Annotated in this window: 25 protein-coding genes; 19 read left to right on the top strand and 6 right to left on the bottom strand. The window is 62.8% G+C overall.

Annotated features, from left to right (window positions below):
* Nucleotides 1-60 precede the first annotated feature (60 nt).
* Complete coding sequence (locus MHM88_RS06460) at nucleotides 61-1,002, top strand: DMT family transporter (protein WP_239361521.1); 942 nt, start codon at nucleotides 61-63, stop codon at nucleotides 1,000-1,002.
* A gap of 136 nt (nucleotides 1,003-1,138) precedes the next feature.
* Nucleotides 1,139-2,146, top strand: coding sequence for a DUF1036 domain-containing protein (locus MHM88_RS06455; protein ID WP_239361519.1), 1,008 nt, complete (start codon nucleotides 1,139-1,141; stop codon nucleotides 2,144-2,146).
* A 65-nt stretch (nucleotides 2,147-2,211) separates the two neighbouring features.
* Here MHM88_RS06455 and betI read toward each other — a convergent pair whose 3' ends face one another.
* Nucleotides 2,212-2,802, bottom strand: a complete 591-nt coding sequence (gene betI, locus MHM88_RS06450) for a transcriptional regulator BetI (protein ID WP_239361517.1) — start codon at nucleotides 2,800-2,802, stop codon at nucleotides 2,212-2,214.
* A 193-nt stretch (nucleotides 2,803-2,995) separates the two neighbouring features.
* Here betI and MHM88_RS06445 point away from each other — a divergent pair, with 193 nt between their 5' ends.
* The 3 genes from MHM88_RS06445 to betA all read left to right on the top strand — a co-directional run bounded on the left by MHM88_RS06445 (nucleotide 2,996) and on the right by betA (nucleotide 7,690).
* The gene (locus MHM88_RS06445) at nucleotides 2,996-4,204 is read left to right on the top strand and encodes a BCCT family transporter (RefSeq protein ID WP_239361515.1); all 1,209 of its coding nucleotides are present in this window, start codon (nucleotides 2,996-2,998) and stop codon (nucleotides 4,202-4,204) included.
* Nucleotides 4,205-4,431: 227 nt separating this feature from the next.
* Nucleotides 4,432-5,889, top strand: a complete 1,458-nt coding sequence (gene betB / locus MHM88_RS06440; protein WP_239361513.1) for a betaine-aldehyde dehydrogenase — start codon at nucleotides 4,432-4,434, stop codon at nucleotides 5,887-5,889.
* Between the two features lie 145 nt (nucleotides 5,890-6,034).
* A complete protein-coding gene (betA, locus tag MHM88_RS06435; RefSeq protein ID WP_239362521.1) occupies nucleotides 6,035-7,690 on the top strand; it encodes a choline dehydrogenase in 1,656 nt (551 codons plus the stop codon).
* A gap of 98 nt (nucleotides 7,691-7,788) precedes the next feature.
* Here betA and MHM88_RS06430 read toward each other — a convergent pair whose 3' ends face one another.
* Nucleotides 7,789-8,181 carry a hypothetical protein gene (locus MHM88_RS06430; protein WP_239361511.1) on the bottom strand — a complete coding sequence of 131 codons (393 nt, stop codon included), beginning with the start codon at nucleotides 8,179-8,181 and terminating at the stop codon, nucleotides 7,789-7,791.
* 384 nt (nucleotides 8,182-8,565) lie between these two features.
* On the opposite strand from MHM88_RS06430, the gene MHM88_RS06425 reads away from it, so the two are divergent.
* A complete protein-coding gene (locus MHM88_RS06425) occupies nucleotides 8,566-8,805 on the top strand; it encodes a YdcH family protein (protein ID WP_239361509.1) in 240 nt (79 codons plus the stop codon).
* A 54-nt stretch (nucleotides 8,806-8,859) separates the two neighbouring features.
* Here MHM88_RS06425 and MHM88_RS06420 read toward each other — a convergent pair whose 3' ends face one another.
* Both MHM88_RS06420 and MHM88_RS06415 read right to left on the bottom strand, forming a co-directional pair.
* Nucleotides 8,860-10,248 carry a short-chain fatty acyl-CoA regulator family protein gene (locus tag MHM88_RS06420; RefSeq protein WP_239361507.1) on the bottom strand — a complete coding sequence of 463 codons (1,389 nt, stop codon included), beginning with the start codon at nucleotides 10,246-10,248 and terminating at the stop codon, nucleotides 8,860-8,862.
* Between the two features lie 276 nt (nucleotides 10,249-10,524).
* Complete coding sequence (locus tag MHM88_RS06415; protein ID WP_239361505.1) at nucleotides 10,525-11,718, bottom strand: multidrug effflux MFS transporter; 1,194 nt, start codon at nucleotides 11,716-11,718, stop codon at nucleotides 10,525-10,527.
* Nucleotides 11,719-12,056: 338 nt separating this feature from the next.
* On the opposite strand from MHM88_RS06415, the gene MHM88_RS06410 reads away from it, so the two are divergent.
* From MHM88_RS06410 to MHM88_RS06375, 8 genes are all read left to right on the top strand, one after another.
* Entirely contained in the window at nucleotides 12,057-13,589 is a 1,533-nt protein-coding gene (locus tag MHM88_RS06410; protein ID WP_239361502.1) for an acyl-CoA carboxylase subunit beta, read from the top strand.
* A 9-nt stretch (nucleotides 13,590-13,598) separates the two neighbouring features.
* Entirely contained in the window at nucleotides 13,599-13,949 is a 351-nt protein-coding gene (locus MHM88_RS06405; RefSeq protein ID WP_239361501.1) for a hypothetical protein, read from the top strand.
* A gap of 308 nt (nucleotides 13,950-14,257) precedes the next feature.
* Nucleotides 14,258-14,737 carry a DUF6497 family protein gene (locus MHM88_RS06400; RefSeq protein ID WP_239361500.1) on the top strand — a complete coding sequence of 160 codons (480 nt, stop codon included), beginning with the start codon at nucleotides 14,258-14,260 and terminating at the stop codon, nucleotides 14,735-14,737.
* A 214-nt stretch (nucleotides 14,738-14,951) separates the two neighbouring features.
* Entirely contained in the window at nucleotides 14,952-15,095 is a 144-nt protein-coding gene (locus tag MHM88_RS06395; RefSeq protein WP_239321125.1) for a hypothetical protein, read from the top strand.
* 69 nt (nucleotides 15,096-15,164) lie between these two features.
* Nucleotides 15,165-15,512 carry a hypothetical protein gene (locus MHM88_RS06390; protein WP_239321128.1) on the top strand — a complete coding sequence of 116 codons (348 nt, stop codon included), beginning with the start codon at nucleotides 15,165-15,167 and terminating at the stop codon, nucleotides 15,510-15,512.
* Nucleotides 15,513-16,049: 537 nt separating this feature from the next.
* Nucleotides 16,050-16,253 (top strand): hypothetical protein, encoded by a 204-nt coding sequence (locus tag MHM88_RS06385; protein ID WP_239321130.1) that lies wholly within the window; start codon nucleotides 16,050-16,052, stop codon nucleotides 16,251-16,253.
* A 143-nt stretch (nucleotides 16,254-16,396) separates the two neighbouring features.
* Entirely contained in the window at nucleotides 16,397-18,427 is a 2,031-nt protein-coding gene (locus MHM88_RS06380) for an acetyl/propionyl/methylcrotonyl-CoA carboxylase subunit alpha (RefSeq protein ID WP_239361499.1), read from the top strand.
* A 224-nt stretch (nucleotides 18,428-18,651) separates the two neighbouring features.
* Complete coding sequence (locus MHM88_RS06375; protein WP_239361498.1) at nucleotides 18,652-19,191, top strand: hypothetical protein; 540 nt, start codon at nucleotides 18,652-18,654, stop codon at nucleotides 19,189-19,191.
* Nucleotides 19,192-19,258: 67 nt separating this feature from the next.
* Here the strand turns inward: MHM88_RS06375 and MHM88_RS06370 are convergent, their stop codons facing one another.
* Nucleotides 19,259-19,786, bottom strand: coding sequence for a DUF4174 domain-containing protein (locus MHM88_RS06370; RefSeq protein WP_239321139.1), 528 nt, complete (start codon nucleotides 19,784-19,786; stop codon nucleotides 19,259-19,261).
* A gap of 169 nt (nucleotides 19,787-19,955) precedes the next feature.
* Between MHM88_RS06370 and MHM88_RS06365 the strand changes: the two genes are divergently transcribed.
* Genes MHM88_RS06365 through MHM88_RS06355 form a run of 3 tightly spaced genes read left to right on the top strand, consistent with a single transcriptional unit; the run spans nucleotide 19,956 to nucleotide 23,316 of the window.
* Nucleotides 19,956-20,912 carry a hypothetical protein gene (locus tag MHM88_RS06365; RefSeq protein ID WP_239361496.1) on the top strand — a complete coding sequence of 319 codons (957 nt, stop codon included), beginning with the start codon at nucleotides 19,956-19,958 and terminating at the stop codon, nucleotides 20,910-20,912.
* Nucleotides 20,875-23,004: a methylmalonyl-CoA mutase gene (gene scpA / locus MHM88_RS06360; protein WP_239361494.1), complete on the top strand. Its 2,130-nt coding sequence runs from the start codon at nucleotides 20,875-20,877 to the stop codon at nucleotides 23,002-23,004. The genes MHM88_RS06365 and scpA overlap by 38 nt, the downstream gene beginning before the upstream one ends.
* 15 nt (nucleotides 23,005-23,019) lie before the next feature.
* Nucleotides 23,020-23,316 carry a putative quinol monooxygenase gene (locus MHM88_RS06355; protein WP_239361491.1) on the top strand — a complete coding sequence of 99 codons (297 nt, stop codon included), beginning with the start codon at nucleotides 23,020-23,022 and terminating at the stop codon, nucleotides 23,314-23,316.
* A gap of 170 nt (nucleotides 23,317-23,486) precedes the next feature.
* On the opposite strand, the gene MHM88_RS06350 is transcribed toward MHM88_RS06355, so the two are convergent.
* Complete coding sequence (locus MHM88_RS06350) at nucleotides 23,487-23,975, bottom strand: VOC family protein (protein ID WP_239361489.1); 489 nt, start codon at nucleotides 23,973-23,975, stop codon at nucleotides 23,487-23,489.
* Between the two features lie 218 nt (nucleotides 23,976-24,193).
* On the opposite strand from MHM88_RS06350, the gene MHM88_RS06345 reads away from it, so the two are divergent.
* The gene (locus MHM88_RS06345) at nucleotides 24,194-24,796 is read left to right on the top strand and encodes a VOC family protein (protein ID WP_239361487.1); all 603 of its coding nucleotides are present in this window, start codon (nucleotides 24,194-24,196) and stop codon (nucleotides 24,794-24,796) included.
* Nucleotides 24,793-25,338, top strand: coding sequence for a GNAT family N-acetyltransferase (locus MHM88_RS06340; protein WP_239361486.1), 546 nt, complete (start codon nucleotides 24,793-24,795; stop codon nucleotides 25,336-25,338). Before MHM88_RS06345 ends, MHM88_RS06340 begins: the two co-directional genes overlap by 4 nt.
* Nucleotides 25,339-25,346: the final 8 nt, after the last annotated feature.

Below are 25,346 nucleotides of genomic sequence, written 5' to 3'. Positions count from 1 at the left end.
GTACAATATTTCACAAGTGAAGGGTTGTCTTGCCCTTGCAATGGGTGTCTGCTTGCGCCCATGAGCGATGCAACCCTGACCAAAGAGATGGCAAGCCAGCCAGCCCAGCCAGCGTCCAACCCCATGCGCGGTGTCTTCTGGATGCTGGTGACGGGGCTCAACTTCGTGGCGGTGACGGCGCTGGTGAAATACATGGGGCCGCGCATCCCTCCGGCCGAGAGCGCGTTTCTGCGCTATCTGCTGGGGCTGGTGTTCCTGATCCCGATGATCGGTTCGCTCCGGGCGGTGACCTGGACCCCGAACCTGCACGGTCTTTTTGCCCTGCGCGGCGCGGTGCATGCGCTGGGGGTCATCATGTGGTTCTTTGCCATGACCCGCATTCCGCTGGCCGAGGTCACGGCGATGAACTACCTCTCGCCGGTCTATGTGACGCTGGGTGCTGCGATTTTTATGGGCGAAAAGCTGGCCTTTCGCCGCATCGCCGCGGTTGCGGTGGCGCTGTTGGGGGTGGTGGTGATCCTGCGGCCCGGGTTTCGCGCGGTCTCTCCTGGGCATCTGGCGATGCTGGTCACGGGGTTTGCCTTTGGGATCTCTTATCTTCTGGCCAAGACCATGGTGGGGCGCACCAATCCCACGGTGGTGGTGGCGATGCTGTCGCTGTGGGTGACGATCGGTCTGGCCCCCTTTGCGCTGGCGAACTGGGTCACGCCGACGCTTTATGAACTGGCGGTGCTGTTCGGCGTGGCCTGTTTTGCCACCGCGGGCCACTATACCATGACGCTGGCCTTTGCCTCCGCGCCGCTGACGGTGACGCAGCCCGTCACCTTCCTGCAGCTGATCTGGGCGACGCTCCTCGGGGCGCTGGCCTTTGGCGAGAGCGTCGATGTCTGGGTCGTCCTCGGCGGCACCATGATCCTGGGCGCCGTGACCTTTATCACCTGGCGTGAAGCGATGCTGAAACGGCGCGCCATCACGCCGGCCCCGCATGCGATGAAATCCTGAACGCAGTGGCCTGCGCGCTCCGCCGTGTGGCAGAAATTAACAAAAACTTGAACGGCTTACCGTCCGGTCTGTCGTCAAGCGGTTACATTTCTGTCATAGATACGGCTGCGGAACGACCATCTTACGTAAGGATGCCATGGCCTTGCATCAGATCAGAGGGCTGTTGTGGCTGGCGCTGGCGCTGGGCCTGTCGACCTCTGCGCAGGCCGGGCTGGAGATCTGCAACGACACCAGCGCCCGGCAACGGGTGGCCATCGGCTACAAGGCGACCGCGGACTGGAGCTCGACGGGCTGGTGGGACCTCGCGCCGCAAGAGTGCAGCGATGTGGTCGCGGGCGCGTTGCGGCATCGGTTCTACTATCTGCGGGTGGAAACCGAGGGCTGGGAGTTTCAGGACGACAAGCTGTCTTTCTGTGTCGACGATAGCGATTTTCGCATCACCGGTGACACCAACTGCGCCCTCCGGGGCCATCGGCAGGAAAACTTTGCCCGCATCGATACCGGCATCGCGGCGGTTGAGCACAGCCACCGGCTCAGTGCCAATCTGATCCCCGGACGTGGCGCCGGGGCGCCCCGGGCGATCACCGCGCCCGAATTCAGCGGCGTTGCGGTGTTTCAGGACTGCCAGCTGGACACGGCCCCCTATGTGAGCTTCTGCACCTTCATCGGGGCAGGGCGGCGGTTTCTGGTCTATGACGACAGTCGCATCGATCCGGCGCTCTGGCAGCAGCTTGCGGAGTTGCCGCAAGGGCGGCGGGTGGCGATTTCCGGTCAGCGCGCCGATCTCTTCGACACCACCTCCGAACTGGTGCTGCGTCAGGCGGTGTTGCAACCCGTCAACGCCGCCGACCGGCTGTTGGCGCGGTTGCAGGGGACCTGGCGGCGCATGACCGACCCGGACGACAGCTTCCGCGTCAGTGGCGCCGAACGGGTGAACACCTATGCGGGGGCGGAAACGTCGGTGGAGTATCTCTCCATACAGGACCACTGCGGCGCGCATAGCGGGCAGGGGCCGTATCTCTTTACCTGGGCCAATACCGCCGGGACGCATCTCTGTTACCGGCTGGAGCATGTCTCCGGGCAGGACCTGTCACTGGTTTATCTGCCGCAGGGCACCACGCTCCGGTATCACCGCGACGGCTGAGCCGCCTGCCATCGCCCGCAGTCCCGCCCGACACACGCATCGCGCGGCAGAGATCCCGCACCTGCTCAGGCAACCAATTCGCGCGAGGTCACCAGATCCACCACCCGATGGGCGGCGCGACGGGCGGCGGCGGTGTCCAGCGGACCTTCGGACTGTGCCGCCTGAAGCCAGACCCCGTCCATGTAGCTTTGCAGCGCCTGACGCGCGGTCTCGACTTGTTCGGGCGGGATCAGTTGGCTCAACTCGGCTACAAAATGGCTTCGGACCCGGGCCCGGTTGATTCGGTGCAGCCGCGCCAGACTGGTGGAATAGGGCGCATTGGCCCAGAATTGCATCCAGATGCTGCACTGCGGCACGGTGTAAAGCGAATCTGCAAAGTTCGCATCCATCACCGCATAGAGCCGTTCGAGCGGTGTTTCGGCCTGTGCATAACCCGCCACCATGGCGGCGCGCAGCTTGCGCAGAAGGTGGCGCATCGTGGCCTCCATCAGCCCTTCCTTGGAGCCGAAATAATAGCTGATCGAGGCCGCGGAGGCGCCGGCTTCACGCGCGATTTCCGCCATGGTTACAGTCCCATAGCCCCGCTTGTGTACGGTGACGATGGTGGCTTCGATCAGTTCTTCGTTGCGGATGTCGCGGATGCGTTTACGTGCCATAAAATGAGAGTGCGTCAGCTTGGTTTCAGATTCAATATTTCACTTCAAAAAACCAAAACTTGAATGGCCATTCAAAATTTGGTTAGCTTGGTCAGGCCGGGATCGTGTGATCCCGGTCACCAACAACAATAACATCGACCCGAGGAGGCGCCAGCCCGCGCCTCTGCGACTTATTCACTGGGAGGTGAAATATATGACATACCTGATTTCCGCAGGCATTCTGCTGGCCTTTGCGCTGGTGGCATTCTGCGTCATCAAGTGGTGGAACCTGGAGGTGGTCGGCGTCACACCCGTGCCGCTGTTCACATTCATCGCGATCCTGTTCACATCCGGCCTCGACGTCGGCCTCATCATGTTCCCGCTGGCCTGGGACTTCCCGCTCTATGCGGATGTGGAAAACAATCCCGCCTATGGGTTCACCAACCCGCTGGCGCTGGAGTTCGGCTTCTGGGGCTTCCTGATCTGGGGCTTCTACTTCCTGACCACCTTCTACTTCTGCGTCATCGAACCGCGGGTGAAGTTCTTCGAGATCCCGGTGGTCAAATGGATCAACAACATCGTCATCATCGGCACCTGTGCCTTCACCGGCGCGCTGTTCCTGATCTATCTGCCCTATTACGCCACCTTCATGGGCGACGGCGAGACGGTGATCCCGGCCTTCTACGTCATCACCTTCCTGGTGATCCTGTTTGCGGCCTTCTCCTCGACCGACATCAAATACGTGCGCATCCTGTCGCTGGGCTCCACCGGCCTGTTTGCGGCGCTGATCTTGGGCATGTGGGCCTATTCCGGCATGGGGCTGGGCGAGTTTGCAGGCACCGCCGGCAACATCGGCGGCTATTTCGCCAACATCCACAAGTTCGTGCTGCCGCTCACCGACTACCACGAATTCTACCTGTTCTGGTGGTTTGCCTGGTCGATCATGATCGGTCAGTTCACCTCGCGCTTTGTCGGCGGTCTGAAGACCTGGCAGGTGCTGGCCGCGCTGCTGATCTTCCCGTCGATCCCGCTCGGCGTGTGGTTCTCGGTGCTCTACTACTACCACCTGAACGAGATCCCGACGACGCTGTTCATCAATGTCTCGATGATGGTTGTGGGCGTGGTCTTTGTGATCAACTCGTTTGACTCGCTGATCCGTCTCTATACCGACAACCTGAACCTCACCAGCAAACGCTTTGGCAAGCTGCCCTATATCCTGGGCAACGCGGTTGTGCTCTTTGCGCTGACCGTCGCCTTCCAGAGCCAGTGGCTGCAGATCCAGTGGATCGGTGCCGTGGTGATCGGTCTCTACGTGGCCTGCCTGATCTACATCTTCGTCAGCAAACGCGACGAGGTCATGGCGATCGAGGCCAGCCCGGAAGAAAACGATCTGGACTTCTCCAAGATCGAAGCGGTGCACTAAGACGCACCTCCGGTGTCGCCCGGCCTGTGCCCGCAGGCGGGGCGACACCATCCAGGGTCCGCTACCGACCCATGCAAGAGTGGCGCTGCCCGCGCCCTTCCTGCATGTGCCGGTCCCCGAAAAACCGCACAGCTTCGTGTGCCGCATCTGCGGGCACGGAGGATCATCACACCGTCCCGCAGATGCGCGGGACCCACGCTGACCTGAGAAGGAAAGAGGCGAGAGACATGACACATCCGGCCCAGCCCAAAGCCAGCCATTTCATCAATGGCGCCTATGTCGAAGATACCTCCGGCACCCCGATCCCGGTGATCTATGCCGCCACCGGCGAAGAGATCGCCACCGTCTATGCCGCCACCCCGGCGATCGTCGAACAGGCGCTGACCTCGGCGCAGGCGGCGCAGAAGATCTGGGCCAAGACCGCCCCGACTGAACGCGGCCGGGTGCTGCGCCGGGCGGCCGACATCATGCGCGAACGCAACCATGACCTGTCGGTGCTGGAAACCTATGACACCGGCAAGCCCTTGCAGGAAACGCTGGTCGCGGATGCCACCTCCGGCGCCGACGCGCTGGAGTATTTCGGCGGTCTGGCGGCAAGCCTGACCGGCGAGCACATCCCGCTGGGCGAGGATTGGGTCTATACCATCCGCGAACCGCTGGGCCTCTGCGTTGGTATCGGGGCGTGGAACTACCCGACCCAGATCGCCTGCTGGAAGGGCGCGCCTGCATTGGCCTGCGGCAACTCCATGGTGTTCAAACCCTCCGAGACCACGCCGCTCTGCGCGCTCAAGGTGGCCGAGATCCTGATCGAGGCCGGCGCGCCTGCGGGCCTGTTCAACGTGGTGCAGGGCATGGGCGAGGTCGGCGGTCAGCTGGTCACCGACCCGCGCGTCGACAAGGTCTCGCTGACCGGCTCCGTGCCCACCGGCAAGAAGGTCTATGCCGCCGCCGCCGAGGGCATGAAACACGTGACCATGGAGCTGGGCGGTAAATCCCCGATGCTGGTGTTTGAGGACGCCGACATCGAGAACGCCATCTCCGGCGCGATCAACGGCAACTTCTACTCCTCCGGTCAGGTCTGCTCCAACGGCACGCGGGTGTTTGTGCACAAGGACATCAAGGAGAAATTCCTCGCCCGTCTGGCCGAGCGCACAGCGACCGCCAAGCTGGGCGACCCGATGGATGAAGAGGTGAACTTCGGCCCGATGGTGACCGAAAACCAGATGAACATCGTGCTGGGCTATATCGAGAAGGGCAAGGCAGAGGGCGCCCGGCTGATCTGCGGCGGCGGGCGCGCCGAGATGGATGGCTACTATGTGCAGCCCACCGTCTTTGCCGATGTCACCGACGATATGACCATCGCCCGCGAAGAGATCTTTGGCCCGGTCATGTGCGTGCTGGATTTCGACAGCGAAGACGAGGTCGTCGCGCGCGCTAATGATACCGAATTTGGTCTCTCGGCAGGGGTCTTCACCAAGGATTTCACCCGCGCCCACCGGGTGATCGGTCAGCTGGAAGCGGGCAGCTGCTTTATCAATTCCTACAATGACGCGCCGGTCGAGGCGCCCTTTGGCGGTGTCAAAGCCTCTGGCGTGGGGCGTGAAAACTCCAAGGAGGCGATCAAGCACTTCAGCCAGGTGAAGTCGGTCTATGTGCGCATGGGCGATTGCGAAGCAGCCTTCTGAGGTCTGCACCTAAACGATAGGGCGCGTCCTTTTGGACGACGCCCACCCACCCGCCCCGTCGCCCAAAAGGACGCGGGCGAACTGAGAAGCTATGCCTTGTGGTCAGCCCCGGCGGGTGCGGCCCTGTGACAGGAGAATGGACGCGATGAACGCGGATTACGTGATTGTTGGGGCCGGCAGCGCAGGCTGCGCCATGGCCTACCGTCTGAGCGAGGCGGGGAAATCGGTGCTGGTGATCGAACATGGCGGCACCGATGCAGGCCCGTTCATCCAGATGCCGGGCGCGCTCAGCTACCCGATGAACATGTCGATGTATGACTGGGGCTACAAATCCCAGCCCGAGCCGCATCTGGGCGGGCGCGAGCTGGTCACCCCGCGCGGCAAGGTGGTCGGCGGCTCGTCCTCGATCAACGGCATGGTCTATGTGCGCGGCCACGCCGGCGACTACAACCACTGGGCCGAGAGCGGTGCCACGGGCTGGTCCTACGCCGACGTGCTGCCCTATTTCAAACGCATGGAGACCTGGGACGACCGTGGCCATGGCGGCGATCCCGACTGGCGCGGCAAAGATGGCCCGCTGCATGTCACCCGCGGCCCCCGCGACAACCCGCTGCATGATGCCTTTGTGAAAGCGGGCGAAGAGGCGGGCTATCCGGTCACCAAGGACTACAATGGCGAGCAGCAAGAGGGCTTTGGCCCGATGGAGATGACGGTCCACAAGGGCCGCCGCTGGTCCGCCGCCAACGCCTATCTCAAGCCCGCCCTGAAGCGCGACAATTGCACCATGATCCGCGCGCTGGCCCGCAAGGTGGTGATCGAAGACGGCCGCGCCGTTGGTGTCGAAGTCGAGCGCGGCGGCCAGATCGAGGTGATCCGTGCGGGGGCTGAGGTGATCCTCGCAGCCTCCTCGCTCAACTCGCCGAAACTCCTGATGCTCTCGGGCATTGGTCCCGCCAAACATCTGGCCGAACATGGCATCGAGGTGATCGCAGACCGCCCCGGCGTCGGCCAGAACTTGCAGGACCATCTGGAGTTCTATTTCCAGTTCGCCTCCAAACAGCCGATCACGCTCTATAAATACTGGAACCTCTTCGGCAAGGCTTTGGTGGGGGCGCAGTGGCTCTTTACCAAGACCGGGTTGGGGGCCTCGAACCAGTTCGAGAGCGCGGCCTTCATCCGTTCCGACAAGGGGATCGACTACCCGGACATCCAGTATCACTTCCTGCCGCTGGCGGTGCGTTACGACGGCAAGGTCGCTGCCGAGGGGCACGGGTTCCAGGCCCATGTCGGCCCGATGCGCTCCGCCTCGCGCGGTGAGGTCACGCTGGCCAGTGCCGATCCCAATGTCGCGCCGAAGATCCTGTTCAACTACATGTCCACCGAACAGGACTGGATCGATTTCCGCAAATGTGTGCGCCTGACCCGCGAGATCTTTGCTCAGGACGCGATGAAACCCTACCTGAAGCACGAGATCCAGCCCGGCACCGACCTGCAAACAGACGAGGAGATCGACGGTTTCCTGCGCGAACACGTCGAAAGCGCCTATCACCCCTGCGGCACCTGCAAGATGGGCGCGGTGGATGATCCGATGGCGGTGGTTGATCCCGAATGCCGGGTGATCGGCGTCGAGGGGCTGCGGGTGGCGGATAGCTCCATCTTCCCGCGCATCACCAACGGCAACCTCAACGGGCCCTCGATCATGACCGGCGAGAAAGCCTCCGACCATATCCTCGGCCGACGGCTGCCATCGTCGAATGCCGAACCCTGGTTCAATCCGAACTGGCAGACCGCACAGCGCTGAACCCTGCACTGTCGGTCACGACTGGCCGCCCCCTGCATCCGCAGTGGGGCGGTTTTTTATGGACGTGTCTGAAATTCCTGTTGGTCGGAAAGCGAGATTTAGTTGCCGTTGGGCGAAATGGCCCGAAGCTCTGTTACAACCCCTCTTGCCACGATCTGGCCGCCTTCATAGCAATTGAATTTTAGACCAACCGATATCCGTTTCCGGTGGTAGCACACCATTTCTCTCACCAAGATGTGCATCCAAGCCTTGTATGTTCCTACAAGCGGGATGCCCTTCTGAATAGGTGTGCCTTCGGTATCCAGAAAATTTGGCCAAATCATGTAGATTTCTGCATCCAGATTGCGCTCTGGCTCTAGAGGATTGTCCTCTGCATAGCCGAAATCCCAGCGAATGTAGTTGTGTGGCGGCGTTTGGCGCCCTCGCTGCTCTTCGGTAAGGATCGTAATCTCAGCTTCGAAGTCAGGCTCGGTCAAATACAGGTCTGTCATGGAAGAAACGGCTCGCATAATCCGAGCCAGCGAACAACGCTTTATAGCTGTGAAGGGCTCAAAGCAGACCACCCCGATTTGAAGGCTGTCCTTTTACTCCTCTCCCTGTGCCCGATCAGAGATCTGCTCCTTGTCGGAGTGGGGTGGAGCAGGTGAGCAGTGCTTCACACGGTTCGAAACCTCTGCCACCACAGGGAATAACATGTAGCGGCGCTTCAAATCGGGCGCTGGTGCGGCAGCTTGACTTGAGGCCCGGATATCGCAGCGATGCCGGCCGCAGGTCATTCGGGGTTTGGAATTCCCCAAAAACTTGATCCCGGTCAAAGTGTGCCTGCGAGTCATCTTCTAAGCTTTTGTCAAACAACGCATTGAAGGAGCGAACAGATGTCCCATACCCCACATGAACTTGCTGAGGAATTCCCCGAAAAAGCCGCGCTGATGAGTGATCTCAAGCAGTCCGATGCGCATTTTGCAAAGCTTGCGGATGAATACCACGAAGTAAACCGCGCCGTGCACCGCGCCGAAACCAATGTGGAGCCGGTGTCCGAGCAAGCCGAAAGCGAATTGCGCAAGACACGTGCCGCTCTCAAGGATGAGATCTGGGGCATTCTGTCCAAGGCCTGAGCCTTCCTGATGAACACCAAGGGTCGCCCGGATTTGGGCGGCCCTTTTGCGTGACTAGTTGACCCGGTAGGGCAGCACGCTGCGCTCATTGGTATCGACCGACAGGCGTCGCTCCAAAGGCGGCACCGAGCGCTGGTGGCAATGCTGGCGCTCGCAGATCCGGCAGGAAATGCCGATGGGTTCAAACGCCGAGGCCTGCGTCACATCCAGCCCATCCGCAAAGACCAGCGCATCCGCGTGACTGACTTCGCAGCCCAGCGAGATCGCATAGCGCCGCACCGGTGCCCCGAAGGATCCGCCCGGTTTCGACACATCTCGCGCCAGTGAGATATAGCGCACCCCGTCGGGGGTCTCGGCCAGTTGGCGCAAAAACCGCCCCGGTGTCTCAAAGGCGCGGTGCACGTTCCACAAGGGGCAGGCACCGCCAAAACGGGCAAATTGCAGCCGCGTGGCAGAGTGGCGCTTGGTGATGGTGCCAGCCTGATCGACACGCACGAAGAAGAACGGAATGCCCTTGGCACCGGGGCGTTGCAGGGTGGAGAGGCGATGCGCCACCTGCTCGATCGAGGCACCAAATCGGATCGCCAGCAGTTCCAGATCGTGGCGGCAGGATTGTGCGGCCTCCAGAAATCTTGTGTAGGGCATCAGGGCTGCGCCCGCGAAATAGTTGGCAAGGCCGATCTTTGCGATAGAGCGCGCTTCTTCTGTCTGAAACTTTGCAAAGTCCAGTGTTGCCTCCAGCAAATCCCCGTAGCGCAGCAGCGCCAGTTGCAAGAGCATCTGGAACAGCCGTGTCTGCGGCGCGGAGCGATGCGAAAGCGCCAGCACCTTGGTCTCCGGATCATAAGCGCGCAGCCCCTCCATGTCGCGCAGGGTCAGGGTGACGCCCATCCCCTGCAGGGCGGTCTCGGCGTTGAGGCGGGTGTCGCCGCTGCCCGAAAACCGCTCGGCCGCGCGGTCCACGGCGTCGATATAGTTGTCGCAGTAGTGAAAGAAGTCGCGGACCTCTTCCCAGGGGCTGGCCTGAATGCGCGCATCCGCACGCCCCAGCGCCTCATCCAGCGAGGCAAGCCGTTCATGGGTTTGCCGGTAAGCGCGGTGCAGGCTGAGGAAAGCGCGCGCGAGCGCTGGCGCGTTTGAGGCGGTGAGACGCAGATCCGCAAGCGGCGGCACATCATCGGCAAAGACCGGATCGGCCATCGCCTCGCGCATGTCGGAAATCAGCCGCTCGCTATCTCCAGACGACAGCTCCGTTACATCCAGCCCGAACTCCTGTGCCAGCGCCAGAACTACGGTGGTGGACACGGGCCGGTTGTTGTTCTCCATCTGGTTCAGATAGGGCAGGGAGACGCCGAGCTTGGCGGCAAAGTCCTTCTGGGTGAGGCCGATCCGGTTGCGCATCTCGCGCAGCTTCGCCCCGGCATAGAGCTTTTGGGTGGCCATGTGGCGTGCCTTTGCAAATTGAGCTGGTCTATTTGTATAACTGCAAATTCAAGCTGGCAAGCCGCGGTGACCCGAGCAGTGGCCTTAGAGAACAACCCGAAAGGGCGAGGGGAGACCTCCCGCCCACGGCCCCTGCTTTGAAAAAGCAAGGCCCGCAGTTGGGCCGAGCGCGGCGCGCGCCCCGCAGGGGCGCGCGCCGCGCGGGTCGCTTCGGGCAAAGCCCGAAGCGAAACACCTCTGGGCAGGCAGAAATGTCAGGTGAGAATGTCAGAAGGATCAGGCTGCAAGGCCCAACTGCCGCTCGCGGCGCATCACATAGAGGATGGCGATCAACCCGCAGACACCGCTTGCAAACATGATCTCCAGAAGCGGCGAGGCGTCAGAGCCGGGCACCAGCAGCCAGCTTGCCGTGGCCGAGAGCGCCGCACCCGCGCCGATCATGATCGCCGATGACAGCCCCGCAGCGGTCCCTGCCAGATGCGGGCGCACGCTGATCGCGCCGGTGGTGCCGTTGGGGATCGCCATACCGTTGCCGAGCCCGACAAAACACATCAGCCCAAAGAAGGTCCAGACCGAGTCCATCCCAACCAGGGTGATGGTCAGCGACAGTCCGACGCCAAAGATGTTGATGATCGCGCCCCAGAACACCATCGCATTGATCCCGAACCGCTCCGAGTAGCGCCCGGACAGGAAGTTGCCGAGGAAATACCCCAGCGCCGGGGCCGAGAAATAAATCCCCAGCTGAGCGCTGTTCAGCCCGTAGACATTGGTGCCCACAAAGGGGCTGCCGCCGAGATAGGCAAAGAAGCTGCCCGACGACAGGCCCGCCGCCAAGGAGTAGCCCCAGAAGCGCGGCGAGCGCAGCAGCGCCGGGTATTCGCGAAACTGCGCGATCAACGGCTTTCCGCTTGCGGTCGCGGTCTCGCCAAAATCGGCGTAGAAAATCATCAGCGTCACCGCAGCGGCGGCAAACAGCAGCCAGAAATTCGCGTGCCAGCCAAAGGCCTGATCCAAGATCCCGCCAAGCGCCGGCCCCACCATCGGCACCACCGTCATCCCCATGGTGACATAGCCGATCATGCTCGCGGCCTTGGGCCCTTCATACATGTCGCGCACGGCGGCGCGGCTCAGCACCATGCAGGTGGCGACCACCGCCTGCGCCATGCGAAAGGCCAGGAACCCCTCGGCGGTTGTGGCAAAGATACAGCCCAATGTGGCCAGCAGGAACAGCACCAATGACGCCATCATCACCGGCCGCCGCCCCATCTTGTCCGAAATCGGCCCGACAACGATCTGGATCACCGTGCTTGCGGCCAGATAAAGCGGCACCGACAGGGCGATCAGGCGATACTCGACCCCGAAATAGGCGGCCATGCCGGGCAGTGAGGGCTGAAAGATGTTCATCCCCAGGGCGGAAAGGCCGGAGAGCAGAATCAGGGTCCAAATGGTCGGTGGGGTGGTGCGGGTCACTGTACGTCTCGGTTTAGTTTACCTGTTCAGGGTCTAGGGCGCGGCGCGGTGCTTGTCCAATGAACCCGTCCCTAGGGTACAATTTTGCCCGACATCGCGGCGCCTGTCTGTGAAGCAGGTCACCAGGCGGCACGCGGCGGTCCGATCCGACGGCCGGGGCGGGGGGCGATGGGTGGAATTTGCTGATTTGCTGATTAGCGAGCGGGCTATGCATTATATTTGCAAATTTGCCATATTTGCCTTGGGGTCGATCCGGCGTCACGTTAGGGTCGGCCGCAACGAACCCGGTTCAAACACGTTCGAAACATTGGGCCCAAACTGATCAGGGGGCATTTGCCATGAAGGATATCCTTGCCGAACTCGAAGAGCGCCGCGAAAACGCGCGGCTCGGCGGTGGGCAGAAACGCATTGATGCACAGCACGCGCGCGGCAAGCTGACCGCTCGCGAACGCATCGAACTCCTGCTGGACGAAGGCAGCTTTGAAGAGTTCGACATGTTCATCAGCCATCGCTGCACCGATTTTGGCATGGAGGGCAACAAACCCGCAGGCGACGGCGTGATCACCGGCTGGGGCACCATCAATGGCCGTCAGGTCTATGTGTTTTCACAGGATTTCACCGTGCTGGGCGGCTCGGTGTCCGCAACCCACGCACAAAAGATCTGTAAAATTCAGGATATGGCGATCCAGAACGGCGCGCCCATTATTGGCCTCAACGATTCCGGCGGTGCCCGCATCCAGGAAGGCGTCGATGCACTCGCGGGCTATGCCGAGATCTTCCAGCGCAACATCATGGCCTCTGGCGTGATCCCGCAGATCTCCGTCATCATGGGGCCGTGCGCCGGTGGCGCGGTCTACAGCCCGGCGATGACCGACTTCATCTTTATGGTGAAGGACACCTCCTATATGTTCGTGACCGGCCCGGATGTTGTAAAAACCGTGACCAACGAACAGGTCACTGCCGAGGAGCTGGGCGGGGCCTCCACCCATACCAAGAAATCCTCCGTGGCCGATGGTGCCTTTGAGAACGACGTCGAAGCGCTGGCCGAAGTGCGCCGTCTGGTGGATTTCCTGCCGCTGAACAACCGGGAAAAACCCCCGGTGCGCCCGTTCTTTGACGATCCGGCACGGATCGAGGACAGCCTCGACACGCTGATCCCGGAAAACGCCAACACGCCGTATGATATGAAGGAACTCATCACCAAAGTGGCGGATGAGGGCGATTTCTACGAGATCCAGGAGGATTTTGCCAAGAACATCCTCACCGGCTTTGTCCGCCTTGAAGGGCAGACCGTGGGCGTGGTGGCGAACCAGCCGATGGTGCTGGCGGGCTGTCTCGATATCGACAGTTCGCGCAAGGCGGCGCGCTTTGTGCGGTTCTGCGACGCCTTTGAAATCCCGATCCTGACCTTTGTCGACGTGCCGGGATTCCTGCCGGGGACCAGTCAGGAATACGGCGGTGTCATCAAGCATGGCGCCAAGCTGCTGTTTGCCTATGGGGAGGCGACGGTACCCAAGGTCACCGTGATCACCCGCAAGGCCTATGGCGGCGCCTATGACGTGATGGCGTCCAAGCACCTGCGCGGCGATTTCAACTACGCCTGGCCAACGGCAGAGATCGCGGTGATGGGCGCCAAGGGCGCCACCGAGATCATCCACCGCGCCGACCTCAGCGATGCGGAAAAGATCGCCGCCAAGACCGCCGAATACGAGGACCGCTTTGCCAATCCCTTTGTGGCGGCGGAGCGCGGTTTTATCGACGAGGTGATCCAGCCCAGATCCACCCGACGCCGGGTGGCGCGCGCCTTTGCCAGCCTTCGCAACAAGAAGCTGCAGAACCCGTGGAAGAAACACGACAACATCCCGCTTTGATCGCAATCCATGGCACCCCGTTGGCATATCCTGCGCACTGACGGCGCTCTGACGCTCTGCCGTCAGCTGCCCCCGCGCTTTGATGTGGCGGCCAGCACCACTCTCCCTATGGGGGATCCGGTGCGGCTGGCGCATCAGATCCGGCAGGACATGTGGCGGGCGCTGCAACGGGTGCGGGGGTTTTCGCCGGTGGTGCAGCTCACCCGTGAGGGGGATGTGATTCGACTCACCGCCGGCGGACGCGTTGCCGGACCGGTGGCGCCGGGTCTGAGCGCACAGATTGCCGATCTGCTGGCGTGCCCGGCGCATCGCGCCCGTTGGGTGGCTCAGGCGGGGCGGTCGGGGCGCGTGTTAAGATGACCTTAAGTCAACGTAAAAACGGCGTAATTTTCGGGCGATCAGGTCACAAATCGCCGCTTGCGGGGGCGGGCTGTGCCGATGAGTCCACAGGGTGCCACGCGCTTCAGCACGGCGGGCGGGTGTTGCACAAATTTGTAACAGGGTTTGACACGAAGGCCGAATCGGTTGCATGCTCCGTCCCAGCCGAAATCAGATCTTCTGGATCAGCGCGCGCCATCGGCGCAGCGCCCGCAGCCTCGGCAGGAGGAGCCCAATCTGATTGGGGTCGGGGCTGCGGCAATTTCGGGTGTCACACCGCATCACTGGATATGCACGCTCTGGTAGAGCGGGGGCGCAATTTGTGCCGGGCATTGGTGCTGGCCTTGGGGCTGGGGCTGACCGGTCTGGGCCTGCCGTCTTCCGCCAGCGCGGCCTCCGACCAGCCGGACCTGGCGGGCGCGGCGGGCGACGGACAGGAGAGGGCGCGGATCCGGGTGCCCTCCGGCCAGCCGATCTCACTGTCCGAGGTGCTTCTGGACAAGGCTCCGGGCGCGCTTTGGGCGCGGTTCCGATTTGTCGCGCCGGAGATTGCCAGCCAGACCAGCCAGGGCGCCAGCGCCACCGACATCGATCATCTCTGCGCCACGCTGGCGCTGCCCTATCTGGCCCACCACGACCTGCATCCGGAGCGGGTGGTGATCTCGCTGTCGGACCGCGCGCTGCCCTTTGGCCAGTCGGCCCCGGAGGCGACGCAGTTCTTTGAAACCTATCGCATCGAAGGCGATGCCTGCATCTGGGAGGGGTTCTGATGCCCCCATGCCCTGCGGATCGGCATTTTTCTGCGGTTTTCGCGCCACAACAGGCGCGGGCGGCGGAATTTGCATATAACCTTCAAACCAATGCCGCTATGCTGCGCGCAGGACGCAAATATGCGCCTCGGCCGGGGGGATTTCGATCCGCCGGGCTGACAGAGGTACGGGCGCACGCCCGTGCAGGTTTCATCTATGATCTTAGGAGACTGACATGTCCAAGAGCATCAAGCTTTTCACCCTCGCAGGCCTCCTGGCCGCCGTCACCGCCTGTGCCGGCCAGCAGGAAGAAGAATTCGTCGTGGTCGAGCCCGAGCCGATCTCGCAAGAGCCGGTCTACACCGGCAAATACAAGTAAACACTTCAGGGGTCCGGCCCTGTGGCCGGACCTTTCCGACCTGCGGGGTGCCGGACCGGAGGCACTTCCATGTTGAAACATCGCGGCTTTCCCGGCCGTCTTCCGGGCACCGATTATCAATTTGTCATCCGTCGCCCCAATCCCAAGGGGGTGACGCCGATCACCCGGCGCGAACGGTTTCGCGACCGCAAGCCTGCGGACAAGCGGGCCGATGCGGGCTTCATGCGCGCGCTGTGGGAAAACTTTGGCGACCAGCCGTTCGAACGCGGCAATCTCGACGCAGGGCGGCTCAGCTGGCTGTTCGGGCGCGAGGTGCTGGCGGTGGACGATCCCTTTGATCCTGAAAGCTACGAGTCGCTCCTGGTGATCGACGTCGAGGTCGCGCGCCGCTCGTTCCCCGAGGCGTTTGAGGGCTGATCGCATGCGGGATCGGCGTCATATCACCCGAACGGGCCGTCCTGTGCAGCGGAAAGCCGCGCAGGGCCGTGCCCGAGCAGGGTGCCTCGGCGTCTTCCCGCTGGCGCAGCGGCGATTTGCGCGGGCGTGCGCCCAAATGAGCGCCGCGTTGACAGGCGGGTTTGCAGGGCGCGCAGAGGCTGACAGGCTGACAGAGCCTACACAGCCGTTTCGTCCCTTCTGGCTGTTGTTCTGGCCCCAAAACCTGACTGGGCAGCTGTGCACAGCCCCGTGCCAGCTGCCCGCTTTTGGGTTCGCGACCGCTTCCGTATCTTGTTGCCACCAGGCCGAACAGCCCAAGCGCCGCCTGCATGGCGAGACCGCCGGAGGGGCGCGGCATGCGGCCGTGTCGCCATGGGCGAAACGTCGCCGCTTGCGCTGGATTAACGGGCGATCCATCGCCCATCGCAACAATCTGCGTGGAACATATCTGGACGCTCCGCGTTGTCTGAGCAAAGTGAGACCAAATCTCGCAGCTCGGCGAAAAGGAGTCTTCCGATGCGCAAATCCATTCTGGCCGCTTTCCTTGCAGGCACCGCGGTGCTTGCGGCCTGTGGCGATACCACGGGCGAGCAGGCGCTTTATGGCGCTGGCGCCGGTGCCGCAGGTGCGGCGCTGCTCAACGGCAGCCTTGTCACCGGCGCAGCCGTGGGCGCAGCCGGTAACCTCATCTACTGTCAGGAAAACCCGGGCCGCTGCTAAGCCAGCCTCGGGCGCGCGACCGGGTCGCGCGGCGCTGACATTTCGCTTTGGCGCGGACGCACCGCCGCCACGGGACATCCCCGTGCGCGGCGGTTTTTCGTGTGCGCGCCAGACCCATCAACACGGACCACAAGGGACAGCCCATGTTTGATAAGATCCTGATCGCCAACCGGGGGGAAATCGCCTGTCGCGTCATCAAGACCGCGCGCAAGATGGGCATTGAGACCGTCGCCATCTACTCTGATGCCGACCGTCAGGCGCTGCATGTGCAAATGGCGGATGAGGCGGTGCATGTGGGGCCAGCCCCCGCCAACCAATCCTATATCGTCATCGACAACGTCATGGCGGCGATCAAATCCTCGGGCGCGCAGGCGGTGCATCCGGGCTATGGCTTCCTGTCGGAAAACGCCAAATTCGCCGAGGCGCTGGAGGCCGCAGGCGTCGCCTTTGTCGGCCCGCCCAAAGGCGCGATCGAGGCGATGGGGGACAAGATCACCTCGAAGAAAATCGCCCAGGAAGCAGGTGTTTCCACCGTGCCGGGCTACATGGGCCTGATCGCGGATGCCGATGAGGCTGTGAAGATCTCGGGCGAGATCGGCTATCCGGTGATGATCAAAGCCTCTGCAGGCGGCGGCGGCAAGGGCATGCGGATTGCATGGAACGACGAAGAGGCGCGCGAAGGCTTCCAGTCCTCCAAGAATGAGGCTGCGAACTCCTTTGGCGATGACCGGATTTTCATTGAGAAATTCGTCACCCAACCACGCCACATCGAAATTCAGGTGCTTTGTGATGCCCATGGCAACGGCGTTTACTTGGGCGAGCGTGAATGCTCCATCCAGCGCCGCAACCAGAAGGTTGTCGAAGAGGCGCCCAGCCCCTTCCTTGATGAAGAGACCCGCCGCGCCATGGGCGAGCAATCCGTGGCGCTGGCCAAGGCCGTTGGCTATGCCTCTGCGGGCACGGTGGAATTCATCGTTGATGGCAACAAGAACTTCTACTTCCTTGAGATGAACACCCGTTTGCAGGTGGAACACCCGGTGACAGAACTCATCACCGGCGTCGACCTTGTGGAGCAGATGATCCGCGTGGCCGCTGGCAAGGAGCTGTCGATCACTCAGGATGACGTCAAGCTCACCGGCTGGGCGATTGAAAACCGCCTTTATGCCGAAGATCCCTACCGCAACTTCCTGCCCTCCATCGGGCGTCTCACGCGCTATCGTCCGCCGGCGGAAACGGCGGCCTATACGCCCGGCGTGGCACCGGGGGATGCCGGCGATGTGGTCGTGCGCAATGACACCGGCGTCTATGAAGGCGGTGAGATTTCAATGTATTACGACCCGATGATCGCCAAGCTCTGCACCTGGGCGCCGACCCGTGAGGCGGCGATCGAGGCGATGCGCGTGGCGCTGGACAGTTTCGAGGTCGAAGGCATCGGTCACAACCTGCCGTTCCTGTCGGCGGTGATGGATCATCCGAAGTTTGTTTCGGGCGATATGACCACCGCCTTTATTGCCGAGGAATACCCCGAGGGGTTCGAAGGCGTGAACCTGCCCGAAAGCGACCTGCGCCGGATTGCGGCGTCTTGTGCGGCCATGCACCGTGTCGCCGAAATCCGCCGCACGCAGGTTTCGGGCCGCATGGACAACCACGAACGCCGTGTCGGCAACAACTGGGTGGTGGCCATTGGCGATCACTCTTATGCGCTGCGCATCTCCGCAGATCCCGAAGGCGCCACCGTGCGGTTTGAGGACAAGAGCGAAATCCGCGTCAGCTCCGACTGGACGCCGGGGGACAGCCTTGCCCATGTGCTGACCGATGGTGCGCCCCTGGTTCTGAAGGTCGACAAGATCACCCAGGGCTTTCGAGTGCGCAGCCGGGGGGCGGATCTCAAGGTGCATGTGCGCCGTCCGCGTCAGGCCGAACTGGCCGCTTTGATGCCGGAGAAACTGCCGCCGGATACCTCCAAGATGCTCCTGTGCCCGATGCCCGGTCTGGTGGTGAAGATCCACGTCGAGGTCGGACAAGAGGTGCAGGAGGGCCAGCCGCTCTGCACCATCGAGGCGATGAAGATGGAAAACATCCTGCGCGCCGAGAAGAAATCCGTGGTCTCGCAGATCAATGCCGGCGCCGGGGACAGCCTCGCGGTGGATGATGTGATCATCGAGTTCGAGTGATCCGGTGACTGCCGCGACCCGCATATCCCCTGATCCGATCCCGGGGCCGTCTGGCGCCGGGGCGGATCAGCTGTGCGGGTCAAAATCTCCGCAAAAACCGGCGCTTGCAGCGGGTTTGTTAAGGCTTTCTGAAGGCGCTGTTCCTAGGGTCGGGCAAAACACCTCGCCGAGGCGTCTGTCTGGCGCTGTTGCCTCGCGCGCTGATGATGCTGGAGATCTTGTCCGTGGTCGTTCCCTTTTCCCCATCCTCCTTGCGGCGCCTGATACTGCGGGCCGCAGCGGCACCCGCGCTGGTTGCTGTGCTCCTGGGGTGCAGCCTCGATCAGGAGGAGGAAGTGCGCGCGCAGGTGCAGGACTGGGTCAAGCTGGGCGAGACCTATTATTTCTTTTCCCGGGTCAATTGCACCGCCGCCCTGTTCGAGGTGAAGGCGAGCCGTATCAGCTCGATGGTGAAAAAGGTGCGCAACGTCGATGCAGGCATGCGTGCGATCACCGAGGGCGAGGCGGTGGCCTTCGAAATCCCGGGCATGTCGCCCACCGTCGTGACCGAAAAGATCATGACCCGCGATCTGCCGCAGGGGCTTGGGGTGCTGTCGTCGGGCACCGGCGGCAAGGATTGCATGGCGATCGAGATGGAAGAGGCCTATTTCAACGCCTTGCTGGACCCGACCTCGGTGCTGATTTTCGAACCGGAAGAAAAGTTCATGGCCGTCTTCGACCGTCGCAACAGGCGGCTGTTCTTCTCGCGCGGGCGCAGTTCTTAGGGACACCGCAGGGGCAGGATCGGGCGGCGCGGGACGCCACCCGCTCTATCCGGACTATCCGGGCGGGTCAGCCGCCGCGCCGGTCCTCGATCTCGCGCTGGCGCATGGGCATCTTGTCGATGGTGCGACTCAGCTCCCGCACGCTCCACGGCAGCGGTTTGCGCAGCTTGACGCCGCCATCCTTGCCGATCAGCACCAGCATGAACCCGCGCGGGCGCAGTTTCTTGCGCAGTGCCGATTTGGCCGCCGGATCGGTGTCCACAAAGACCAGCACGTCGCGGGTCATCAGGGCAGGGATGTCCTGCAGGAACTCGTCGATCTGTTCCTGGTATCGCGGATCGGCGGGGCTGTCGGCAAAGACCACCACCGGGCGGTGGGTCCAGCGGTATTCGCCGATCTCCACGTCATACCCGTCGCGGATCTCGAACGCGGGCTCGGCCGCCTCCGCCGACAGGTCTTCGGGGGCCGCATCTTCGCTGATCGCGGCCTCCGACAGGGTTTCGGCGGCCTGTGTCTCTTGCGCGGCAACGGCCACCGAAGACAGGGGCAGGGCGGCTAGGGCGGCGGTCAGGGCCAGGCTGTGCATTCTGTTCATACGCTCTCCTCTGACCAGAAATATATGTGCTCCGACCGTAAAAGCGACCGCAGAAACCGCTGTGGACACAAAAAAATCACCTTTCGTTAAGCAGGACAGAACCCCTTTTGCGCCAAGCTTGCCGCCGGAGCCCACGCCGGGGCCCGGGCCAGCGCAAGGAGAACCTGCAATGAAAGTCATTCTGCATATCGGTGCCCACCGCTGCGCGACGCGCAGCTTCCAGAACTACCTCACCCGCAAGGGCGATCACCTGTCGCAATACGGGATCGTGTCCTGGGGGCCGGAGCGCACCCGCAAGGGGCTGCTGCACGGGGTCCAGCCGGGCGCGGTGTCGGTGACGGGCCGGGATCCGGTCGAGCGGGCCAAGGGACGCATCGCCTTGCAGTTGGCGGCAATGCAGGAGGCCGGAACGGCGGCGCTGGTGATCTCGGATGCCAGGATGCTGGGCGCGCTGGAGCAGAGCCTGTCGCTCGGGACGCTGTATCCCGGCGCCGGAGAGCAGCTGTCGCGCCTGGATCATGCCTTTGACGGGGCGGTGACCGACGTCATGCTCAACATCCGCAGCCCCGAGAGCTTCTGGGCCTCCGCGCTGTCGCTGCGGCTGGAACACTCCCTGCGTCTGCCCAACGCCCGCACGCTGGCGCGCATCGCAGCGTCCCCGCGCAGCTGGCGCGACGTGATCCAGGACATCTACTGCGCCATGCCCGGCGCCCGCATCCGGGTCTTTGCGCATGAGGTCTTTGCCTCCCAGCCCGAAGCACAGCTCTCGGCCATGACCGGCGTCGATTGTCCGCCTGCGCGCGGCAGCTTCCGTCTCAATGCCTGCGCCCGCCTGCCGGAACTGCGCAGCGATCTGCCGGGGCGTTTCGCCCGGGCCCTGCCGGAGGGCGACGGCCGCTGGATGCCGTTTTCCGAGGCCGAGGCCGCAAGCCTGCGGGAAAGCTACTATGACGATATGATGTGGCTGGTCGGCGGTGCCGACGGCCTCGCCGAACTGGTTGAAGATCCGAACAAATCGGACATCACAGCCACTCCCCCTGCTGCGGCGGACCGCGTGCCGCAGGATGACCTGACAAGAGGACAAATGCATGACCCAGACACCGGAAGACTGGCGGGCACTGGCTGAAAAGGAGCTCCGTGGCCGCCCGCTCGAGGATCTCACCTGGCAGACCCTCGAAGGCATCGACGTAAAGCCGATCTATACGGCTGAGGATACCGCAGACCTTGGCCATATGGGCACGCTGCCGGGCTTTGGCCCTTTCACCCGCGGGGTGAAGGCCACCATGTACGCCGGCCGCCCCTGGACCATCCGCCAATACGCGGGTTTTTCCACGGCCGAGGAATCCAACGCCTTTTACCGCCGCAACCTTGCCGCCGGTCAGCAGGGCGTCTCCGTCGCCTTCGATCTCGCCACCCACCGCGGCTATGACAGTGACCATGAACGGGTGATGGGCGATGTCGGCAAGGCGGGCGTGGCCATCGACAGTGTCGAGGATATGAAGATCCTCTTTGACGGCATCCCGCTCGATCAGGTTTCGGTCTCCATGACCATGAATGGCGCGGTGATCCCGATTCTGGCCAGCTTCATCGTCGCGGGCGAAGAGCAGGGCCACGACAAGGCGCTCCTCTCCGGGACCATTCAGAACGACATCCTCAAGGAGTTCATGGTCCGCAACACCTATATCTATCCGCCCGAACCCTCGATGCGGATCATTGCGGATATCATTGAATACACCTCAAACGAGATGCCGAAATTCAACTCCATCTCGATCTCCGGCTACCACATGCAGGAGGCGGGCGCGAACCTCGTTCAGGAACTCGCCTATACGCTGGCGGATGGGCGCGAATACGTCAAAGCCGCCATCGAGGCGGGCATGGACGTGGACAAATTCGCAGGCCGCCTCTCGTTCTTCTTTGCGATTGGCATGAACTTTTTCATGGAGTCCGCAAAGCTGCGCGCCGCCCGCACGCTCTGGCACCGTGTGATGACGGAGTTTGACGCCAAATCCGACCGCTCCAAGATGCTGCGCACTCACTGTCAGACCTCGGGCGTGAGCCTGCAGGAGCAGGACCCTTACAACAACGTGATCCGAACCGCCTACGAGGCGATGAGCGCGGTTCTGGGCGGCACGCAAAGTCTGCACACCAATGCGCTCGATGAGGCGATTGCGCTGCCCACTGATTTCTCTGCCCGAATTGCGCGCAATACCCAGTTGATCTTGCAGGAAGAAACCGGCGTCACCAATGTCGTCGATCCGCTCGCCGGCAGCTACTATGTCGAAAGCCTCACCGCGGAACTCGTGGATAAAGCCTGGGCGATGATGCAGGAAGTCGAGGAGATGGGCGGCATGACCAAGGCCGTGGCCTCCGGCATGCCAAAACTGCGCATCGAGGAAACCGCCGCCCGCCGTCAGGCGATGATCGACCGCGGCGAAGAGGTGATCGTCGGCGTCAACAAATACCGCAAGGACAAGGAAGACCCGATCGACATTCTTGATGTGGACAACGTCAAGGTGCGCGACAGCCAGATCGCCCGGCTCAAACAGATCCGCGCCAGCCGTGATACGGCGGCCTGCGAGGCGGCTCTGGCCGAGCTGACCCGCCGCGCGTCTGAGGGCGGCAACCTGCTCGAAGCGGCGGTCGAGGCTGCCCGCGCCCGGGCCTCAGTCGGAGAAATCAGCATGGCAATGGAAAAAGAGTTTGGCCGCCACCGCGCCGAGGTAAAAACCCTCGCCGGTGTCTATGGCGCGGCCTATGAGGGCGACGAAGGCTTTGCCGCGATCCAGAAATCTATTGAGGCCTTTGCCGAGGAAGAGGGCCGCCGCCCGCGTCTTTTGGTGGTCAAGATGGGGCAGGACGGCCATGACCGGGGCGCCAAAGTGATCGCCACCGCCTTTGCCGACATCGGCTTTGACGTGGACGTGGGGCCGCTGTTCCAGACCCCGGCCGAGGCCGCGCAGGACGCAATCGACAATGACGTGCATGTGATCGGCATCTCCTCTCAGGCGGCGGGGCACAAGACACTGGCACCGCAATTGATCGCCGAGCTGAAGGCACAAGGGGCCGAGGATATCATCGTGATCTGTGGCGGGGTGATCCCGCAGCAGGATTATGAGTTCCTGTATAAGGCAGGGGTGAAGGCCATTTTTGGCCCCGGCACCAATATCCCCACCGCCGCGCAAGACATTCTGGAGCTGATCCGCGATGCCCGCAGCTGACGCGAGGGGTGCGATATGAGCGATGCAACCCCCAAGGGCCGCGTGCACCTCTCGGGTCATCTCTTCTGCGCCTCGGCGCAGGAGCGGGCCCTGGTGAAGCAATATCTGCCGGAGCACCTCCGCCTTACGCGGGCGGAGCCGGGGTGCCTGTCCTTTGAGGTGACGCAAACCGATGATCCATCCGTTTGGCGGGTGGAGGAATGTTTCACGGATCGCGCGGCGTTTGATGCGCATCAACTGCGGGCAGGGGCCTCCCTCTGGGGTCAAAAAACGCAGGGCATACGTCGCGCGTATGAAATCACCGAAGACTAGGGTGCTGATCCTGGGCGCTGGGTCTCATCCTGGCGGTGGCAGCCGACCCTCAACGAGAGGGTCGGCTGCGCGCGTCGCACCCAATGGGTGCGACGCGCCACGCCCAACGGGCGTGGTGGCATGTGCCATGCCACCGGGACGGGCGGGAGCCGCCCCGGTTATCGCGCCGGTTACGCTCGGTTGAGCCAGTCGGAATAGCCCTGTACGCCAAAATCCGCATCCGGCTCATCTTCCAGCATATGCAGCATCTCGATGGAGTGGCCGTCCGGGTCCTTGAAATAGATCGACATCGCAGGCATCCAGCCAAACACCACCGGCTCGGTGACCGGTGTTCCGCCAAAGCCAAGCGGCGTGATGCCCCGGCGCGGCAATACCTCGCAGGCGCTCAATACCGCTGATTTTGTCGCGCGAAACGCAAAATGCATCGTCATGCTCAACGGCGCGCTGCCCGCCCCCCACAGCCCCAGCATGCCCACCTCCTTGGGTCCGGCCCAGACAAAGGCGACATTGCGCGCGGGCAATCGATGCGCCAGCTTTAATCCCAGCTGGCCGGTATAAAACGCCAGCGAACGGTCCAGATCTCGCACCGGCAGATGCGTCTCATAGATGCCAAGGATGTGGTTTGCAGCCCAGTCTTCGGGCGTCAAAGGGTTGTGCATATGTGAACTCCAATCATCGTCGGTGCGCCCTGTGGGGTGCAGAGCAGCACAACCGGGGCGGCGACTCAGACGGTAATTCCTCAAGCTCACTTTAGATCAAGCGCAAAACACCAAGACCATCGTGCCTCTGCGATCCGCGTGCAATGCGGGTTTCCTTCCCCCCCGGATTTGCTAGGCTGCCGCCCAGGACCACACCGATCCAGCCAGGGGGCCTCACCATGGAACTTGATCATTTCGCCATTGCCGCCAACACGTTGGCCGAGGCCACCGCCCATGTCGAGGAAGCACTTGGTGTGCCCCTGCAGCCGGGCGGGGAACATGCGGTCTTTGGCACCCACAACCGTCTTCTGGGGCTGGCAGACGGGCTCTATCTGGAGGCCATCGCCATCGACCCGGAGGCCACGCCGGAGCGTCAGCCGCGCTGGTTTGATCTGGACCGATTCGACGGTGCCGCCCGGATCACCAACTGGATCTGCCGCAGCAGCGATCTGGACAACACGTTGGCCGCGCTGCCGGTGGATGCGGGCGCACCGGTCTCGCTCACCCGTGGGGATCTCAGCTGGCAGATGGCGGTGCCCAAAAGCGGCATCCTGCCCTATGACAATCTCTTTCCCGCGCTGATCCAGTGGCAGGGGCCGCACCCTGCACCGCGCCTGACGCAACAGGGCTGTAGCCTGCGTCGTCTGGTGGTCTCCCACCCCGAGGCGCAGGCTCTGGCAGAGCTGCTGCCGCTTGATGATGCACGGGTGGTGTTTGAACCCGGCCCCGCCGCGTTGCGGGCGGAAATCGACACGCCGCACGGGTTGCGCCATCTGTCATGACCGCCGCACAGACGACGCGGATCAGACCCGCCCGCGACAGCGATACCGAGGCGATCACGCATCTGCAGCGCCACATCGTTGACACCACGCTTATGACCTTCGCCACCGAGGCGCGCTCGCTCAGCGACTGGCAGGATGATATCCTCTATGGTGATCCGCCCATTCTGGTGGCCGAAGATAGGGATGGGGACTTCCTTGGCTACGCCACCTACACGGGCTTTCGCAGCAGCGAGGGCTATCGCCACACGGCAGAGCTGTCGATCTACCTCTCCGAGGCCGCCCGTGGACGAGGGGCAGGGCGTAAGCTCCTGACAGACCTGGAAAACCGAGCCGTTCAAGGCAACATCCACGTCATGGTCGCCGCCATCAGCAGCGCCAACCCCACCGCCCAACAGTTCCACGCCGCCTGTGGCTACACAGAGGTCGGACGCCTGCCGCAGGTGGGGCGCAAATGGGATCAGTGGCTCGATCTTGTGCTGATGCAGAAAATTCTGCGTGAGGACGGCACTGCCCCGCCTGACAGCGCGGCCAATCCCGGCTAAACTGGCCT

Origin of the sequence: Epibacterium sp. MM17-32 (assembly GCF_022348205.1) — a bacterium.
GTDB lineage: Bacteria > Pseudomonadota > Alphaproteobacteria > Rhodobacterales > Rhodobacteraceae > Epibacterium.
Note: the sequence above shows the minus strand (reverse complement) of the source record. Positions and strands in the feature narration are given on the sequence as shown.

What these genes read in the sequence shown, in the direction of transcription:
- betB (WP_239361513.1), top strand. Translation starts at nt 4,432, where the DNA reads ATGACACATCCGGCCCAGCCCAAAGCCAGCCATTTCATCAATGGCGCC.
- MHM88_RS06420 (WP_239361507.1), bottom strand. Translation starts at nt 10,248, where the DNA reads ATGGCCACCCAAAAGCTCTATGCCGGGGCGAAGCTGCGCGAGATGCGC.
- MHM88_RS06400 (WP_239361500.1), top strand. Translation starts at nt 14,258, where the DNA reads ATGCACGCTCTGGTAGAGCGGGGGCGCAATTTGTGCCGGGCATTGGTG.
- betI (WP_239361517.1), bottom strand. Translation starts at nt 2,802, where the DNA reads ATGGCACGTAAACGCATCCGCGACATCCGCAACGAAGAACTGATCGAA.
- scpA (WP_239361494.1), top strand. Translation starts at nt 20,875, where the DNA reads ATGACCCAGACACCGGAAGACTGGCGGGCACTGGCTGAAAAGGAGCTC.
- MHM88_RS06350 (WP_239361489.1), bottom strand. Translation starts at nt 23,975, where the DNA reads ATGCACAACCCTTTGACGCCCGAAGACTGGGCTGCAAACCACATCCTT.
- MHM88_RS06430 (WP_239361511.1), bottom strand. Translation starts at nt 8,181, where the DNA reads ATGACAGACCTGTATTTGACCGAGCCTGACTTCGAAGCTGAGATTACG.
- MHM88_RS06355 (WP_239361491.1), top strand. Translation starts at nt 23,020, where the DNA reads ATGAGCGATGCAACCCCCAAGGGCCGCGTGCACCTCTCGGGTCATCTC.
- MHM88_RS06395 (WP_239321125.1), top strand. Translation starts at nt 14,952, where the DNA reads ATGTCCAAGAGCATCAAGCTTTTCACCCTCGCAGGCCTCCTGGCCGCC.
- MHM88_RS06340 (WP_239361486.1), top strand. Translation starts at nt 24,793, where the DNA reads ATGACCGCCGCACAGACGACGCGGATCAGACCCGCCCGCGACAGCGAT.
- MHM88_RS06405 (WP_239361501.1), top strand. Translation starts at nt 13,599, where the DNA reads ATGGCACCCCGTTGGCATATCCTGCGCACTGACGGCGCTCTGACGCTC.
- betA (WP_239362521.1), top strand. Translation starts at nt 6,035, where the DNA reads ATGAACGCGGATTACGTGATTGTTGGGGCCGGCAGCGCAGGCTGCGCC.
- MHM88_RS06460 (WP_239361521.1), top strand. Translation starts at nt 61, where the DNA reads ATGAGCGATGCAACCCTGACCAAAGAGATGGCAAGCCAGCCAGCCCAG.
- MHM88_RS06455 (WP_239361519.1), top strand. Translation starts at nt 1,139, where the DNA reads ATGGCCTTGCATCAGATCAGAGGGCTGTTGTGGCTGGCGCTGGCGCTG.
- MHM88_RS06380 (WP_239361499.1), top strand. Translation starts at nt 16,397, where the DNA reads ATGTTTGATAAGATCCTGATCGCCAACCGGGGGGAAATCGCCTGTCGC.
- MHM88_RS06370 (WP_239321139.1), bottom strand. Translation starts at nt 19,786, where the DNA reads ATGAACAGAATGCACAGCCTGGCCCTGACCGCCGCCCTAGCCGCCCTG.
- MHM88_RS06385 (WP_239321130.1), top strand. Translation starts at nt 16,050, where the DNA reads ATGCGCAAATCCATTCTGGCCGCTTTCCTTGCAGGCACCGCGGTGCTT.
- MHM88_RS06445 (WP_239361515.1), top strand. Translation starts at nt 2,996, where the DNA reads ATGACATACCTGATTTCCGCAGGCATTCTGCTGGCCTTTGCGCTGGTG.
- MHM88_RS06410 (WP_239361502.1), top strand. Translation starts at nt 12,057, where the DNA reads ATGAAGGATATCCTTGCCGAACTCGAAGAGCGCCGCGAAAACGCGCGG.
- MHM88_RS06345 (WP_239361487.1), top strand. Translation starts at nt 24,194, where the DNA reads ATGGAACTTGATCATTTCGCCATTGCCGCCAACACGTTGGCCGAGGCC.
- MHM88_RS06390 (WP_239321128.1), top strand. Translation starts at nt 15,165, where the DNA reads ATGTTGAAACATCGCGGCTTTCCCGGCCGTCTTCCGGGCACCGATTAT.
- MHM88_RS06365 (WP_239361496.1), top strand. Translation starts at nt 19,956, where the DNA reads ATGAAAGTCATTCTGCATATCGGTGCCCACCGCTGCGCGACGCGCAGC.
- MHM88_RS06425 (WP_239361509.1), top strand. Translation starts at nt 8,566, where the DNA reads ATGTCCCATACCCCACATGAACTTGCTGAGGAATTCCCCGAAAAAGCC.